The organism is Segatella paludivivens DSM 17968 = JCM 13650 (genome assembly GCF_000373185.1).
Lineage (GTDB): Bacteria > Bacteroidota > Bacteroidia > Bacteroidales > Bacteroidaceae > Prevotella > Prevotella paludivivens.
Genome location: NZ_KB890649.1, coordinates 38370 through 54096 on the forward strand (window position 1 = coordinate 38370; position 15727 = coordinate 54096).

16 protein-coding genes are annotated in these 15727 nt (G+C 36.2%); 14 read left to right on the forward strand and 2 right to left on the reverse strand.

Annotated features, from left to right (window positions below; genetic code table 11):
* Positions 1-63: 63 nt before the first annotated feature.
* The 11 genes from B045_RS0108470 (at position 64) to B045_RS0108520 (ending at position 11567) form a co-directional block, all read left to right on the forward strand.
* Positions 64-846, forward strand: coding sequence for an alpha/beta hydrolase (locus tag B045_RS0108470; protein ID WP_018463839.1), 783 nt, complete (start codon positions 64-66; stop codon positions 844-846).
* Positions 847-1049: 203 nt separating this feature from the next.
* Positions 1050-2027, forward strand: coding sequence for a methionyl-tRNA formyltransferase (fmt, locus tag B045_RS0108475; RefSeq protein WP_018463840.1), 978 nt, complete (start codon positions 1050-1052; stop codon positions 2025-2027).
* A 126-nt stretch (positions 2028-2153) separates the two neighbouring features.
* Positions 2154-2723, forward strand: coding sequence for an L-threonylcarbamoyladenylate synthase (locus tag B045_RS0108480; protein WP_018463841.1), 570 nt, complete (start codon positions 2154-2156; stop codon positions 2721-2723).
* A 93-nt stretch (positions 2724-2816) separates the two neighbouring features.
* Positions 2817-4538: a chloride channel protein gene (locus B045_RS0108485; RefSeq protein WP_018463842.1), complete on the forward strand. Its 1722-nt coding sequence runs from the start codon at positions 2817-2819 to the stop codon at positions 4536-4538.
* 149 nt (positions 4539-4687) lie between these two features.
* Positions 4688-5674 (forward strand): ROK family protein, encoded by a 987-nt coding sequence (locus tag B045_RS0108490; protein ID WP_018463843.1) that lies wholly within the window; start codon positions 4688-4690, stop codon positions 5672-5674.
* Between the two features lie 171 nt (positions 5675-5845).
* A complete protein-coding gene (locus tag B045_RS0108495) occupies positions 5846-6529 on the forward strand; it encodes a LysE family translocator (RefSeq protein ID WP_018463844.1) in 684 nt (227 codons plus the stop codon).
* A 35-nt stretch (positions 6530-6564) separates the two neighbouring features.
* Positions 6565-7119 carry a DUF4924 family protein gene (locus B045_RS0108500; RefSeq protein ID WP_018463845.1) on the forward strand — a complete coding sequence of 185 codons (555 nt, stop codon included), beginning with the start codon at positions 6565-6567 and terminating at the stop codon, positions 7117-7119.
* A gap of 76 nt (positions 7120-7195) precedes the next feature.
* Positions 7196-8074, forward strand: a complete 879-nt coding sequence (rfbD, locus tag B045_RS0108505; RefSeq protein WP_018463846.1) for a dTDP-4-dehydrorhamnose reductase — start codon at positions 7196-7198, stop codon at positions 8072-8074.
* Between the two features lie 55 nt (positions 8075-8129).
* Positions 8130-9716, forward strand: coding sequence for a peptide chain release factor 3 (locus tag B045_RS0108510; protein WP_018463847.1), 1587 nt, complete (start codon positions 8130-8132; stop codon positions 9714-9716).
* A 17-nt stretch (positions 9717-9733) separates the two neighbouring features.
* Positions 9734-10339: a UpxY family transcription antiterminator gene (locus B045_RS0108515; protein WP_018463848.1), complete on the forward strand. Its 606-nt coding sequence runs from the start codon at positions 9734-9736 to the stop codon at positions 10337-10339.
* Between the two features lie 16 nt (positions 10340-10355).
* Entirely contained in the window at positions 10356-11567 is a 1212-nt protein-coding gene (locus B045_RS0108520; protein WP_018463849.1) for a hypothetical protein, read from the forward strand.
* A gap of 266 nt (positions 11568-11833) precedes the next feature.
* On the opposite strand, the gene rfbA is transcribed toward B045_RS0108520, so the two are convergent.
* Both rfbA and B045_RS0108535 read right to left on the reverse strand, forming a co-directional pair.
* A complete protein-coding gene (rfbA, locus tag B045_RS0108530) occupies positions 11834-12712 on the reverse strand; it encodes a glucose-1-phosphate thymidylyltransferase RfbA (RefSeq protein WP_018463851.1) in 879 nt (292 codons plus the stop codon).
* 19 nt (positions 12713-12731) lie between these two features.
* A complete protein-coding gene (locus B045_RS0108535; RefSeq protein ID WP_025883378.1) occupies positions 12732-14138 on the reverse strand; it encodes an undecaprenyl-phosphate glucose phosphotransferase in 1407 nt (468 codons plus the stop codon).
* A 223-nt stretch (positions 14139-14361) separates the two neighbouring features.
* On the opposite strand from B045_RS0108535, the gene B045_RS0108540 reads away from it, so the two are divergent.
* The 3 genes from B045_RS0108540 (at position 14362) to B045_RS0108550 (ending at position 15718) form a co-directional block, all read left to right on the forward strand.
* Complete coding sequence (locus B045_RS0108540) at positions 14362-14988, forward strand: hypothetical protein (protein WP_025883380.1); 627 nt, start codon at positions 14362-14364, stop codon at positions 14986-14988.
* A 128-nt stretch (positions 14989-15116) separates the two neighbouring features.
* A complete protein-coding gene (locus B045_RS0108545) occupies positions 15117-15410 on the forward strand; it encodes a hypothetical protein (protein WP_018463854.1) in 294 nt (97 codons plus the stop codon).
* Positions 15411-15418: 8 nt separating this feature from the next.
* On the forward strand, positions 15419-15718 hold the full coding sequence (locus tag B045_RS0108550; RefSeq protein ID WP_025883382.1) for a cell division protein ZapA: 300 nt from the start codon (positions 15419-15421) through the stop codon (positions 15716-15718).
* Positions 15719-15727 lie beyond the last annotated feature (9 nt).

Genomic DNA, 15727 nt, shown 5'->3' on the forward strand with positions numbered 1-15727 from the left:
GTTTGTAAATCAATATGAACATATATAATGTATCGGCATTGATATGATAAATAAAAATGAAAAATGAATAAGTCAAGAATAGAGAAAGTTATAATTCAAAGTAGAAGTTTAAATAAAGAGATGTCTATGCTCGTATATTTACCTTGTGGATATGATGAAGGTGAGGCTTTTCCTACATTATATTTCATGCACGGCAGAAGCGGCAATGAGAACTTTATGACACACATAGATTTGAATGTTGTTTCTGACAGACTGATAGAAGCTAACAGAATACGTCCTATGATTATTGTCTGCCCAAATATGGATAATAGTCGAGGAATAAATTCATCATTGGACAGCAAAGAAGTCCTTGATTCATTGAATAGAACAATAAATATTGGCATGTATGAAGATTATTTTATCAATGAGGTAATCCCTGAAATAGACAAACGGTATAAGACGATAAAAAATAGAGACGGTAGATATGTTGGAGGAGCTTCAGCTGGGGGATATATTGCTCTTCATAATGCTTTTAGGCATGCAGATATGTTTTCAAAGATAGGTGGGCATATGCCTGCTGTAGAGTTACAGTTAGAAGATGAAGATAAAGCTTATTTTCAACACCAAGGAGACTGGGATAAATACGACCCAATCACAATTGCGAAAGAAATGACGTGTGCCGATTTTAAGGTTTATCTTGATGCAGGAGACAAAGACGAAGGTGGCTTTTATGAAGGCTGTTTAATTCTAAATAATATATTAAAAGAAAAGGGGATTGAATCTCAGAATCATGTTTTTGAAGGACATCATAACGTTGAATATATCAAATCAAATATAGAAAAGTATATGCTGTTCTATGGAAATTAATGTGAAGAGTTTGAAACTAATGCAGCTTTGATTAACAGGGCAAACGGTATATCGTTGATTGCTAGGAAATATTGCTGTATTGCAATAGATAGTGCAGAGTAATTTGCAGGATAACAAAAGGGGAATGAAATCTAACTTTTTTGTGGATAATAATAATAAACCGAAGTATTTTTATTAATTTTGCGCTATAAACATAGAATCAGATGAAAAAGGAAGACTTACGAATCATATTTATGGGTACACCCGAATTTGCGGTGGAATCATTGAAAAGCCTTGTTGAAGGTGGATATAATGTTGTGGCTGTTGTAACACAACCTGATAAAGCGGTGGGAAGACACCAAGACCAACTGCAACCGTCACAAGTGAAACAATATGCAGTGGAACACAATCTGCCGATTCTGCAACCAGTGAAGATGAAAGACCCAGAATTTGTAGAGTCGTTACGTTCATATAAAGCAGACTTACAGGTGGTTGTGGCTTTCCGTATGCTTCCAGAGGTTGTATGGGATATGCCACGCTTCGGCACGTTTAATGTTCATGCAGCATTGTTGCCACAATATCGTGGTGCAGCACCTATCAACTGGGCTGTTATCAATGGTGAGACAGAAACAGGAGTTACAACATTCTTTCTTGACAAAGATATTGATACAGGTAAGATTATTATGCAAAAACATTTCCCAATTCCTGATGACGCAGACGTTGAATACGTGTATGACGGATTGATGAAACTCGGTGCAGAGGCAGCAAAGGAAACAATTGACTTGATTCTGGCAAACGAAGGAAATGTCGACGCAATGGAACAGTCTCAGTTTGCCGGTTCTGAATGTGGAGAATTGAAAGCTGCTCCAAAAATATTCAAGGAAACATGCCAAATTGATTGGAATAAAACAGCAAAGGAAGTACATGATTTCGTGCGTGGGCTAAGTCCTTATCCCGGAACATGGACAAACATGACAGAAGGTGAGGACAAAACTTCGGTGCTGAAGATTTTCAAGACAGCGAAAACTGATATCCATGAAGATGCCAAACCTGGAACTGTATTCAAGGAGAAAAATTCACTATACGTGATGTGCGGTGACTGCCGCCTAGAAATCAAGGAACTGCAAATGGCAGGCAAAAAGAGGATGGATGCAAAGGCTTTCCTGAATGGTATGCGAGACAAGACATTCACCCTTGAATAAACGCTAAGTTTAAAGATAATATTAGTAATTTCATTATTTTTGTAGCGGTAAAATAAGTTTAAAGTAATTTGGCAGTTCAAACTTTTTACTATATATTTGCGCTTGAAAAGATTTATAAATAAAAAGATGACACAACAGGAAGACATTAAGAATGCCATTGAATGTATGAGACATGGCGGAGTAATTCTTTATCCTACTGACACAGTTTGGGGGATAGGATGTGATGCTACTAACGAAAAGGCTGTAGCTAAAGTTTATGAAATTAAGCAACGTGACGATTCTAAGGCTCTTATCTGCCTTGTTGATTCTGACAACCGAATGCAGAAATATTTCAGAAATGTGCCTAAGGTTGCATGGGAACTCGTTGAAGCAGCTGTAAAGCCAACAACAATTATTCTTGATGACGCTGTTAATGTAGCTGATAATTTGATTGCCGAAGACGGAAGTCTCGCAATGCGCATTACACAGGAAGCATTTAGCAAGGAACTATGCTATAAGTTTCAGAAACCAATTGTAAGTACTAGTGCCAACGTAAGTGGCGAGCCAGCAGCTTCAAACTATTGTGATATCAGCGAGGAAATACTCAATGCTGTTGACTATGTTTGCTGGACTCGCAGACAAGAGCATAATCCACACGCTCCAAGCTCAATTATCAAATTGGGAAAAAACGGAGAAGTTACTATCATCAGAAAATAAAGTTATAGGAAAACGCAAATAAAGAAAGACAAAATAATTTTGGAAACAGAAAAAATATTGAAGTGGAGAAAAGAACATCTGTCTGACAGGCAGATGACACTCATCTTATCGTTTGTTATTGGTTTCTTCGCTTCTGTTGCCGGTTATATCCTGCATTGCATAATCAAGGAAATACAGCATTTGCTAACTGCAGGATTTGATCACACAACATACAACTGGCTTTACTTGCTGTTTCCTATTGTTGGTATATATCTCACATCACTTTTTGTGAGATATATTGTTAAAGATAATATTTCACATGGTATCACACGTGTGCTTTATGCCATTGCTACAAAGAGTTCGAGACTTAGAGCACACAATTGTTGGTCGTCGGTAATAGCATCAAGTATAACGATTGGATTTGGTGGTTCGGTAGGTGCTGAGGCGCCTATTGTGCTTACTGGTTCAGCAATAGGAAGTAATCTTGGCAAATTGTTTAAGATGGATCCTAGAACTGTAATGCTGCTTGTGGGATGTGGTGCTTCTGCAGCCATTGCTGGTATATTCAAGGCACCGATCGCAGGACTGGTTTTTACACTGGAAGTGCTGATGCTAGACCTGACAATGGCTTCGCTGCTACCTATTCTTATTGCTAGTGTCACTGCAACATGCTTTACCTATGTATTTGCTGGTAGTGAATCTTTGTTTACTTTTCACATGGACAACGCATGGGTGATACAACGTGTACCGCCATGTATTCTGTTGGGTATATTCAGTGGTGTAGTGGGATTGTATTTCATGAGGACTATGACAGCATGTGAAAACGTGTTTGCTAGGTTGAAAAACCATACTTATGTGAAACTTATTCTGGGTGGAGTGATGCTTAGTAGTCTGATCTTCATCTTCCCGTCATTATATGGTGAAGGCTATAGTGCAGTAAATGTATTGCTTGATGGGAGTACAGTCGCTGACTGGGGTAAGGTGATGAATGGCTCTATATTTTATGGTCATAGTGAATTGCTTGTGCTATATATAGGATTGGTAGTGTTGACAAAGGTATTTGCTACATCAGCTACTAACGGTGCTGGAGGCTGTGGTGGTACATTTGCTCCATCACTTTTTATCGGAGGCTTTGCAGGTTTCTTCTTCTCTCGTCTATGGAATATGTATCAAATTGGAACATATATACCAGAGAAGAACTTCACGTTAATGGGTATGGCTGGAGTGATGGCTGGAGTCATGCAAGCACCCCTTACCGGTATATTCCTTATTGCTGAACTAACAGGTGGATATGAGTTGTTTATTCCGTTGATGATAGTATGTATAAGTGCATATCTAACTATAAATATATTTGAACCCCACAGTATTTATGGTATGCGACTGGCGCGTGAAGGAAAATTGCTCACGCACCATACTGATCAGTCTATTTTGACATTGATGAGTCTTGACAGTATCATTGATAGACAGTTTACTTCTGTAACTCCCGATATGCAGTTGGGACAGTTGATAAACTACATAAGTAAGAGTCATACAAGTTTTCTACCAGTTCTTGATAATGCAGGCGATTTGCTTGGAGAAATTGATATCACCAAGATACGACATATCATGTTTCGCAATGAACTGTACACCAGATTTACTGTGAAAGACATTATGACACCTGTTCCAGCAACACTCGTAAAAGAGGACAAGATGATAGACGTGATGCACAAGTTTGAAAAGGCTAACTGCAACTATCTTCCTGTTGTTAATGTAACTGGTCAACTGGAAGGTTATGTGTCACGAACTCGTATGTATAGCATGTATCGCCACATGGTAGCGGATTTCAGTTCAGAATGATTTTCAGCAATTATTCTCATTGAAAATTTGCGTGTGTGGTATAAAATCAATATCTTTGCACGGATGCAATCATATAGTTTTATGACAAATAAATATTGATTGCTAGACTGACCAAATGCATTAAATAACTAACAATTAAATAGAAAAACATGAATTCAAATGAAACCATGAAACCGTATGTTATCGGTTTAGATCTTGGAGGAACCAATTCTGTATTTGGAATTGTAGATTCTCGTGGTGAAATAAAGGCTCAAATAGCTATAAAAACACAGGGATATGATAAGGTTGAAGATTATGTTAATGCCTCTATAGACGCATTGATGATTATCATTGATCAAGTAGGTGGACTTGACAAAATCAAGGCTATGGGTATCGGTGCTCCAAATGGTAACTACTACAAGGGTACCATAGAATTTGCTCCAAATCTTTCATGGGGACATAATGGTATCGTTCCATTAGCAGAATTGTTCAGCAAGAAACTTAATAATATTCCTGTTGGTCTTACAAACGACGCTAATGCCGCAGCAATCGGCGAGATGACTTATGGTGTAGCAAGAGGATTGAAGAATTTTATCGTTATCACTCTTGGTACAGGTGTAGGTTCTGGTATTGTGATCAACGGACAGATGGTTTATGGTTGCGATGGTTTCGCAGGTGAACTTGGTCATACAACAATGCGCCCTGACGGTCGTTTATGCGGTTGTGGAAGAAAGGGATGCCTTGAGGCTTATTGCTCTGCAACAGGCGTGGCAAGAACAGCTCGTGAATTTCTTGAAAAGACAGATGAAGACTCTTTGCTGAGAGCTTTGAAGTCTGAGGATATCACTTCTCTTGATGTAAGTATTGCTGCATCAAAGGGTGACAAGTTGGCCAATAAAGTATATGAATTTACTGGTGAGATGCTAGGAGAGGCTTGTGCCAACTTCACTGTATTCTCTAGCCCTGAGGCATTTATATTCTTTGGTGGACTTACAAAATCTGGTGACTTGCTGATGAAACCATTAGTAAAAAGTTATAATGAGCATGTTTTGAAAGTTTTCAAGGACAAGGCTAAGTTCCTTATCAGTGGTTTGGAAGGTTCAAGCGCTGCAGTTCTCGGAGCCAGTGCAATTGGTTGGGAATTATCAGAAAAATAAACTAATGATATATTAAATAGAATAAAGTGTGGATAAAATTTTTATTCACACTTTTTTGTATTTAACAAGTTGTTATCTACCTAGAAAACAGATGATGTATATAATGTGAAATAAAATATAACTGCTTTTTTTTGGAAAATTCAATGCTTTGCAGTAACTTTGCAGGCTAATATGGGCATGTCATTTCCTTTTCAAATAAATATATTGGAACTCATTTTAAAGGGGATTCTGATTGGCATACTTGCGTCGGCCCCAATGGGACCAGTAGGTATCTTATGTATCAACCGTACCCTCAAAAAAGGACGTTGGTATGGTTTTGTAACCGGATTGGGTGCAGCGGTAAGCGACCTTATATATGCGGTTCTCACAGGTGTGGGAATGAGTTTTGTAATGGATATCGTAAGTAATCAGCAGACAAAATTTTATTTGCAGATTTTCGGCGGAATACTGTTGCTTGCTTTTGGTATATACAGTTACCGTAGTAATCCTATGCAAAAAGCTCATCCCGGCGGTGGTTCGGGCAGAGGTTCATTGCTTCATAATGCAATAACGGCATTCTTTGTTACTTTTTCTAATGTACTTATCGTACCGTTCTTTATGATGCTATTTGCATTGTTCTCTTTTGTTATTCCCGATCATCCAGTTGAGATGTGCATAGGATATTCTAGTATTATCTTTGGTGCTTTGTTGTGGTGGTATGGACTTACTTGGCTTATCAATAAAGTAAGATCTAAGTTTGACGATAACGGTATTCTGATAATCAACAAAATTATTGGAAGCATAGTAATAATATTCTCTATAATCGCTCTTATCGGAACGATTTTCAATTTATATCATCTCCCAGAGTTGGCTTAATGCCGACGTATTGGATAACATAATAATTTTACGACATGTTTATAGCTAAGGAATTAAGAAAGAAGTCAATTGCCGAATACTTGCTCTATATGTGGCAGATTGAGGATATGATACGAGCTATGGGATGCTCGCTTCCACTCATTAAAAAGGCTTATGTAAGTAAGTTTACTGATTATACTGAAGACCAGAAAGAGGAAGAACTGGATTGGTTTGGTAATCTTGTCAGGATGCTTAATGAAGAAGGCAAGCGTGAACAGGGACATCTGGATATCAATATAATTGTTGTAAAGGATATGGTTGACTTGCACAACAGGATGCTTCAAAGTAATAAGTTTCCGATTTACAGTGCAGAATACTATAAAGTGTTGCCGTTTATTGTAGAATTGCGCAATAGGGGAGATAAAGACGTGAATGAGATAGAAACATGTCTTGATGCACTTTATGGCATAATGATGCTGCGTATGCAGAAGAAGGAGATAACTCCTGAAACAGAACATGCAATAACTGAGATTTCAACCTTTATTGGTTTACTCAGCGATTATTATATCAAGGATGAAAAAGAAGGCCTTGATTTTGGAGAAGACGAATAGAACATAATATTTAACATGCAGCGCGTCTGTTTCTCGTGTTGGGCGAGGCGGCATGCTATAAGTTAATATAGAAAAAATGAATATTTTAGTAACAGGAGCCAACGGACAGTTGGGAAATGAAATTCAGCTCACATCAAAAAACAGTAAGGATACTTATATATTCACTGATGTTTGTGATGGATATTGCAAATTGGATATCACTAATATTGAGGATATCAGAAAAGCTGTAGCCGAAAACAGTATCGAATGTATCATTAACTGTGCTGCATGGACCAACGTAGATTCTGCTGAAAGTGCAGGCGAAATCGTGGAAACGCTTAATGCCAAGGCTCCTGAAAATTTAGCAATTGCTATGAAGGAAGTTGGTGGACTGCTTGTTCACGTCAGTACAGACTATGTATTTGGCGGTGACCCATACAACGTTCCTTGTAAGGAAGACCAAAAGGGTACTCCTACAGGTGTGTATGGTTTGACAAAACTTCATGGCGAGCAGAACATACAGAACAGCGGAGCAAAATATATTATTATACGCACTTCATGGCTTTATTCAGAGTTTGGTAAAAACTTTGTTAAAACAATGATGAACCTTACTGCTACTAAGCCTGAACTGAAGGTGGTATTTGACCAATGTGGTACGCCAACATACGCAGGAGATCTGGCTTCAGTGATATTCGATATTGTTGAAAACAGAAAGTATGAAGGTAATGATGGTATATATCATTTTAGCAATGAAGGAGTATGCTCTTGGTATGATTTCACTATAAAAATAGCAGAGTTGGCTGGAAACACTAAATGCAACATACAACCATGCCATAGTGATGAATTTCCTTCTCCAGTTAAACGCCCTTCTTATTCTGTTCTTGACAAAACTAAACTAAAGGAAACCTTTGGTATAAAGATACCTTATTGGACTGACAGTCTGAAGAAATGCATTAGCAATATGCTTAAGGCATGATGACTGGAACAATGTTGTCGGTCTGTATTTAAAAATTATATATTAGATTTTATTCATGAATGAAATTCAGAGGCGAAGAACCTTCGCCATAATATCTCACCCAGATGCCGGTAAGACAACTCTTACCGAAAAATTTCTTCTGTTTGGTGGACAGATTCAGGTTGCTGGAGCGGTAAAGAATAATAAAATTCGCAAAACTGCTACTTCTGACTGGATGGATATAGAGAAACAGCGTGGTATCTCTGTTTCAACTTCTGTAATGGAGTTTGACTATCTTCCTGATGGTCAGACTGGTGAAACCTATAAGGTGAATATCCTTGATACTCCAGGACACCAGGATTTTGCAGAAGATACATATAGAACTCTTACTGCGGTTGATTCTGCTATTATCGTAGTTGACGGCGCGAAAGGTGTAGAGGCACAGACAAGAAAATTAATGGAAGTATGCCGTATGCGCAATACTCCTGTTATTATATTCATTAACAAGATGGATCGTGAAGGTCGTGATCCTTTTGACTTGCTTGATGAACTTGAAGAAGAACTGAGTATAAAGGTTCGCCCTTTGTCATGGCCTATCGGTCAAGGACTACGCTTTAAGGGTGTATATAATATTTATGAGCAACAGTTGAACTTGTTTACTCCTAATAAACAGAGAGTTACAGAAAAGGTAACTGTTGACGTAGCATCAAAGGAACTTGACGCACAAGTGGGAGAGCGTGAGGCCCAACAACTTCGTGAAGATTTGGAATTGGTTGACGGTGTTTATCCTGAATTCGAGAAAGAGACTTATAGAAGCGCTGAAGTTGCACCAGTATTCTTTGGATCTGCACTTAATAATTTCGGTGTTCAGGAATTACTTGATTGTTTTGTTGATATCGCTCCAAGTCCTCGCCCAACAAAGGCTGAAGAGAGAATGGTGGAAGCTACCGAACCTAAGTTTACAGGATTCATATTCAAAATTACTGCTAATATTGATCCTAATCATAGAAGCTGTATAGCATTCTGTAAAGTATGCTCAGGAAAGTTTGTTAGAAATCAGCCATATCTGCACGTACGTCAAGGTAAGACTGTAAGATTCTCTTCTCCTACGCAGTTCATGGCTCAACGCAAGAATACTGTTGAAGAGGCTTATCCTGGTGACATTGTTGGTTTGCCAGATAATGGTATTTTCAAGATTGGAGATACACTAACAGAAGGCGAAATACTCCATTTCCGTGGATTGCCAAGTTTTTCTCCGTTATTGTTTAAATACATCGAGAATAATGACCCGATGAAGAGTAAGCAATTTCAGAAAGGTATTGAGCAACTTATGGATGAAGGTGTAGCTCAGTTGTTTGTAAATCAGTTTAACGGTAGACGTGTTGTCGGTACTGTAGGACAGTTGCAATTCGAGGTTATAGAGTATCGTCTGGAACATGAATATAATGCAAAGTGTCGTTGGGAACCTGTACATCTGCATAAAGCTTGTTGGGTGGAGTCTGATGATGCTGAAGAACTGGACAATTTTAAAAAGAGAAAATATCAGTATATGGCTAAGGATACAGAAGGTCGCGATGTATTTTTGGCTGATAGTGGTTATGTGCTTAGTATGGCACAGCAAGACTTTAAACATATTAGGTTCCATTTCACTAGTGAATTCTAATTTTTCTATTGCATACCATGGACAAAGATAAAAATATAGTATCTACCAATATGGAAGATATTGATGCTCATAATTATGCTGTTGGTGAAGACGAACAGCATCGTTATCCTTGGTATGCAATAAGATTATATGGTTTTAGTCAGAAAAAGGTTGAGGAATACTTAGCTGATAATGGTCTTGAGACATTTATTCCACAGGAGTATGTTGATGAAGAAGATCGTGAGCACAAAGTAAAGCATATTTTGCGTCCGGTAGTGAAAAATCTTATATTTCTCAAAAAGACAAAGGATGATGCTGATATCAAGAAAATAATCAGCTCTTCAAATATTAAGATGAGTATCATTACGGTAAGCAAAATTGACAAGAGGTATTGTGAAATACCTGCAGGACAAATGGACGAGTTTATGATGATGTGCAATCCTGATATATCACTTAAAAAGTTTATTAGTGAAGAACAGGCACACCTAAAGACAGGCACTCTAGTAAGAGTAAAACGAGGTCCATTGCAGGGACTTTCTGGTAAGCTTGTTAGAGCTAATAAAAACTACTACTTATTGAAGGATGTTCCTGGAATGGCTGTGTTGTTGAAGGTAACTAAATGGTGTTGTGTGGCTTTAGAATAAATAGATTAAAATAAAAATGAAACACGAACTAAAATTACTACTATATTTAATGTTACTATCACTTAATTGTGTTGCGGAATCAAGCGATATTCAAAAAATTAATAGCGAAACAGAACTTGTTGACGGAAATATATATATTCTACGTGGATTTAACTCTGATGTAAATGTTAGCTACACATTTGATGGGTGGCACGTCATTAATGATGATTCTATTTATCAATTTAAGCGAATTGATGAATTGAGCATAACTGAAAATAAGTCTATAGGTTACAGTAATTTGTGGAAATTGTGTAAAATCAATGGTCAATGGGGACTTATGAACTTAAACTTCGGTAGTAGATTTTTAAGTTCTTCACCAAATGATTATAATAATTCTTATACATACCTTAAAAAGACTTTTGATAATTCTTGTTATGTGAAATTTATTGGTTCGGGTGAAGATCTGAAAATAAATGTTGGAGGTAAAGACCTTGTATATTTTAACAATACCTATTATACTTTTAATCCACCAAGTCTAAAAAAATGTGTAAATGTGCAGATTTGCAGAATGGATGATCCAGTAATCCTTGTTGATGAAAATAGAGACTTAGAAAAAATAAGTCCTGTTGTCGTTAGTATTAAATTGGCTAGAACATTGAAGGACAATGAAGTTAATACGTTTGTTATTCCATTTGATATACCTGATTATAAAAACATTTTAGGTGCCAATGCTCATGTATATCTTCCAACTGATTATGCAGATTATAACATAATATTCACAGAATTGAGCGATAATGATATTATTAAAGCCAATACACCTTATATAATAAAGGGAACGTTCAATTCAAATGGATATGTTGTCAATAATGTACAGTTAGATTTTAGTGGTGAAGGGGAATGTATTTATAAGGTGGGTGAACTGACTATTCACGGATTGTATAAAAGTGAGAATATAGGAATGAAAGATTCATATATCTTTCAGGGTGATCACATATGCAAATGCTGTAATACGCAGCACGTTTATATATCTCCATATAGATGGTATTTTACTTCTGATAAAGAGCAACTTGATAATATGTTAATGAAATTAATTTATGATAAAGGTGAAGTTACTGTGATAAACACTCCGTATGCTGATAGTCAGATGAAAAATGAAATTTACAGTCTGGATGGTGTAAAAATGAATTGTGACGATAGACAACTCCAACACGGAATTTACATTATCAATGGAAGAAAAATAATGAAATAAGCATATAGACTATTTGAAATAGTAAACAACTAAGATGAAAAACAACTATATAAAACCACAAATAAAAAATATTAGAATTATAGAGAATTCATTATTGATGAGTGCATCAATAAATCCTTCTAAACAAGATGTTATCAATTTTACTCCTGATATTATTCCTGATGCAGAAGAGGGTATGGAGGCATCATAAAAGGATAATGCAGTTAATGGCATCATAAAATAATTATGTCACATTAACTGCATTAATTATATATATCTTGTTATTATCATTTATTGCTAGCGATCTCCATTAAGTATTTGCCATATTCATTTTTAAGCATCGGCTTAGCATCATCTATTAGTTGCTGGATGTCAATCCAACCTTGTCTGTAAGCTATCTCTTCAAGACATGCAACTTTCAGTCCTTGACGCTTCTCTATAACCTCAATGAATGTGCTTGCTTCAGACAAACTGTCATGAGTACCTGTGTCCAACCATGCAAAACCGCGTTGAAGAGGTTGCACTTTCAAACTTTTGAGATTAAGGTATTCTTGATTAACGGTGGTAATCTCTAGTTCGCCTCTTGCGCTAGGTTTGATGTTCTTAGCTATGTTAACAACACTGTTTGGATAGAAATACAGTCCTACAACAGCGTAGTTGCTCTTAGGATTTTCTGGCTTTTCCTCAATGCTAAGACAGTTGCCTTTCTTATCAAATTCTGCCACACCATATCTTTCCGGATCGTTAACGTAATATCCAAACACGCTAGCCTGATTGTTCTTTTCTGCATCAACGACACATTCTTTTAAAATACTACTGAATCCCGCACCGTGAAATATATTGTCACCTAATACGAGGCAAACAGAATCATTTCCAATAAATTCTTCACCTATAATAAAAGCTTGAGCTAGTCCATCAGGACTAGGCTGCTCTGCATACTGAAAATTCACTCCTATATCTTTTCCATCACCAAGTAGTCGCTTAAATCCTGGAAGATCAAAAGGGGTAGATATAATCAATATATCCTTTATTCCAGCAAGCATTAATACTGAAATAGGATAGTATATCATCGGTTTGTCGAAAATAGGTATAAGTTGCTTGCTTATGCCTTTTGTGATAGGGTAGAGGCGAGTGCCAGAACCACCTGCTAAAACAATGCCTTTCATTTATATTTGTCTTTATATATTAATATGCGCACTTGTCTGGTATAATGACACTCTTAATTGTCTTGTAAATTATTTTGATGTCAAGCATAAATGTCCAATGCTCAATATACCAGATGTCTCTTTCAACTCTTTCTTCCATTTGCCAGAGTTCTTTTGTTTCACCACGAAATCCTGTAACCTGTGCCCAGCCTGTTATTCCTGGTTTACAGAAATGGCGAACCATATATTTATCAATTAGCTCACTGTATATCTGTGTGTGGTGTAGCATGTGAGGGCGCGGACCAACAATACTCATGTCTCCCTTCAATACATTCAAGAACTGAGGAAGCTCGTCAATATTGGTCTTTCTCATAAAATTTCCAAAAGAAAATTTTCGTGGATCGTTTTTCGTTGCCTGTGCAGTATCTGCGTCTTTATTTACATGCATGCTGCGGAACTTATAGCAGTAGAAAGTCTTTCCCTCGAATCCAGTACGTTCCTGTTTAAAGAATATAGGACCAGGACTTTGAATCTTAATAATTAAAGCGATAATCGGTATTATCGGAATCATACAGATGCAGCAAAATATACTTACTGTGACATCAAACAATCTTTTGATTAACTTGTTTGTTGTACATGAAAGTGGTTCCAAATGATTTGTATATGTCAAAGTATCACCCATCATTTCAGGCTTTAGTCTTAGTCGGTAGTTACCAAACATACGTGGAATATAATAGAAGTGTATTAAATGTGAGTCGCAGAATTTCATTATTCGGGCAATTTCATCATTATAGTCATGGCTTAGACTGCAGAATACATCGTCTATTGACGTGTCTGGACTACTTTCCATTTTATGATATAGAGCCTTAATGTCACCTAAATAATTTAGGATTTGTGGATTACTGGCAATAATATTATCGCTGTAATATCCTTTAACTCGATAACCTGTTGTAGGATCTCCAATCATGGTATTATATAAGTTTACCAATGCTGGGTCATTACCTATCATTATAACACTTCTCGTATTTCTTCCCAACTGTCGGATATGCCTTAGTAATTTCCTTTCGAAAAAGCGAGCTAGCATTATGACTGAGTAAATGGATATTCCATAGATGATTGAGAATTTGAAATACGAGGTGATGTCGCTAAGATAACTTAATAGTATAACCATTGACACAACGTGCGTTAATACGAGTTTTGCAACCCTAGCAGATACTTCTTCAAAACTGATTTTACGATAATGGATTTTGGTCTGGAAAAAATATTGACCAATTGCCATCGCAAAATTAGCAGTTAGAATAGTTATTTTTGTTGCGCTATGGAAGTACCCTGGAACGAAATCAGGAGTCAGTAAAATGTAACATAATAATATAATATTAATAATCACGAAATCACTACCAATTACTAATTTCCTTGCAAGATCATTCCCACTTAAGTTCTGTTTCATTTGAATGTCTTTTCTCTAAAGGTTTGTATCAGATCACCAAAATACTGATTATTTCGCAAAGGTAGTAAAAATAATATTAAAAACATTCATCCATGCTATCCTTTTTTTTTAATAATGTTTCTGTCATTGTTATTAGCTTAAAAAAATTAGGTTTATTGGATAAAAATATCTATCTTTGCACAAACGTAAACTATTTTAAGAAAAAGTATTATTGAAAAAACGTATGGAAATATTTTCTAAACTATTTAGTAAAAAAGATAAAGAAGTGAAAGTTGGCGGCATGGAAGACTTTATGACTCTCATCAGGGTTTACTTTCAGGCTTCATTAGCAGCTAATATTGGTATTAATAATCTTGGAATGTTGCCAGATTTAAGAACTTTTAAGGCAACACTTCATGTTCCAACATTAAATAATAAATTGGGATTAGGTGAAAGAAATCATTGTAAAAAAATGATGAAAGAAATTTATGGACTAAAAGATGATTTCTTTAAGGAAATAGATTTAAGCATTCGTAAGAATTGTCATAAATTACAGGATGTACAACCTTATATGATTCAGTTTCAAGGATTCTCTCAGGATCTTATGATGCTAATGGGAAACTTGATGAAATTTAAATTGAGACTTCCTTCTTTCATGAAGAAATTACTTTATTCCATGACAGAAAAGACCGTGAAAAATTTGTTTGCGAAAAATGATTATAGCGATCCTAGTGTTATAAAAGCAGTTATGGCAATAAGACAATATGAAAAACGTCTAGGTTTCAGCGAAAAATGGATTACTGAATTTGTGTTTAATGTCGTAATGTTAGCAAAGAAAGAACCTAAACCTGATACAGAAACAAAGAAATAGAATAGTTTTTAAGTTGATATCCAATTGAAACTTAATATCGGTTTTTTGTTTATGATTAAACAGAAACTTTAAGTAAAATTTGGATATTTCAATTTATTAAACTAAATTTGTAACCAAATTGTATATTTATGACCGCTACTGAGGATACTTTAAACCTTTTTTCTACCAGAGTGAGGCAGATGATTCTTCAATACAAGGAATTGAAGAAAGAAAATGCTGAATTATATTCTATGGTTGAAGAGAAAGATAAGCAGGTGGAAAAGCTGAATGCTCAGATTACTCAGGCGCAAAATGATTACAATAGTTTGAAGATGGCTAAGATGCTGGAGATTACAGACGGCGATATGGAAAACGCTCAGAAACGATTGCAGAAGCTAGTCCGAGACGTAAACAAGTGTATAACGCTACTGAGTGAAAAATGACAGAAGCGATGGCTGAAGATAACAAAAACAAGTTACATATAAGATTACACGTATATGATACAGAAATGTCCGTGAACGTTGTTCGCGAGGAAGAGAAAATGTATCGTGACGCAGCTAAACTTATAACAGATACTGTAAATACTTATGCAGACGTTTTCAAAGGACGTAAGAGTGATAAGGATTTATTGTATATGGCTCTTATTGATATTGCGCTTAGATATGAAAAAGAATCTACACGTAATGATACAGGACCTTATAGTGATATTCTTGGAAAGTTGACTTCAGAAATCGAAGATGTATTGAAGTAAGAAGAATAT

What these genes read in the sequence shown, in the direction of transcription:
- rfbD (WP_018463846.1), top strand. Translation starts at nt 7,196, where the DNA reads ATGAATATTTTAGTAACAGGAGCCAACGGACAGTTGGGAAATGAAATT.
- B045_RS0108515 (WP_018463848.1), top strand. Translation starts at nt 9,734, where the DNA reads ATGGACAAAGATAAAAATATAGTATCTACCAATATGGAAGATATTGAT.
- B045_RS0108510 (WP_018463847.1), top strand. Translation starts at nt 8,130, where the DNA reads ATGAATGAAATTCAGAGGCGAAGAACCTTCGCCATAATATCTCACCCA.
- B045_RS0108550 (WP_025883382.1), top strand. Translation starts at nt 15,419, where the DNA reads ATGGCTGAAGATAACAAAAACAAGTTACATATAAGATTACACGTATAT.
- B045_RS0108540 (WP_025883380.1), top strand. Translation starts at nt 14,362, where the DNA reads ATGGAAATATTTTCTAAACTATTTAGTAAAAAAGATAAAGAAGTGAAA.
- fmt (WP_018463840.1), top strand. Translation starts at nt 1,050, where the DNA reads ATGAAAAAGGAAGACTTACGAATCATATTTATGGGTACACCCGAATTT.
- B045_RS0108495 (WP_018463844.1), top strand. Translation starts at nt 5,846, where the DNA reads ATGGGCATGTCATTTCCTTTTCAAATAAATATATTGGAACTCATTTTA.
- B045_RS0108480 (WP_018463841.1), top strand. Translation starts at nt 2,154, where the DNA reads ATGACACAACAGGAAGACATTAAGAATGCCATTGAATGTATGAGACAT.
- rfbA (WP_018463851.1), bottom strand. Translation starts at nt 12,712, where the DNA reads ATGAAAGGCATTGTTTTAGCAGGTGGTTCTGGCACTCGCCTCTACCCT.
- B045_RS0108500 (WP_018463845.1), top strand. Translation starts at nt 6,565, where the DNA reads ATGTTTATAGCTAAGGAATTAAGAAAGAAGTCAATTGCCGAATACTTG.
- B045_RS0108535 (WP_025883378.1), bottom strand. Translation starts at nt 14,138, where the DNA reads ATGAAACAGAACTTAAGTGGGAATGATCTTGCAAGGAAATTAGTAATT.
- B045_RS0108545 (WP_018463854.1), top strand. Translation starts at nt 15,117, where the DNA reads ATGACCGCTACTGAGGATACTTTAAACCTTTTTTCTACCAGAGTGAGG.
- B045_RS0108490 (WP_018463843.1), top strand. Translation starts at nt 4,688, where the DNA reads ATGAATTCAAATGAAACCATGAAACCGTATGTTATCGGTTTAGATCTT.
- B045_RS0108470 (WP_018463839.1), top strand. Translation starts at nt 64, where the DNA reads ATGAATAAGTCAAGAATAGAGAAAGTTATAATTCAAAGTAGAAGTTTA.
- B045_RS0108485 (WP_018463842.1), top strand. Translation starts at nt 2,817, where the DNA reads ATGACACTCATCTTATCGTTTGTTATTGGTTTCTTCGCTTCTGTTGCC.
- B045_RS0108520 (WP_018463849.1), top strand. Translation starts at nt 10,356, where the DNA reads ATGAAACACGAACTAAAATTACTACTATATTTAATGTTACTATCACTT.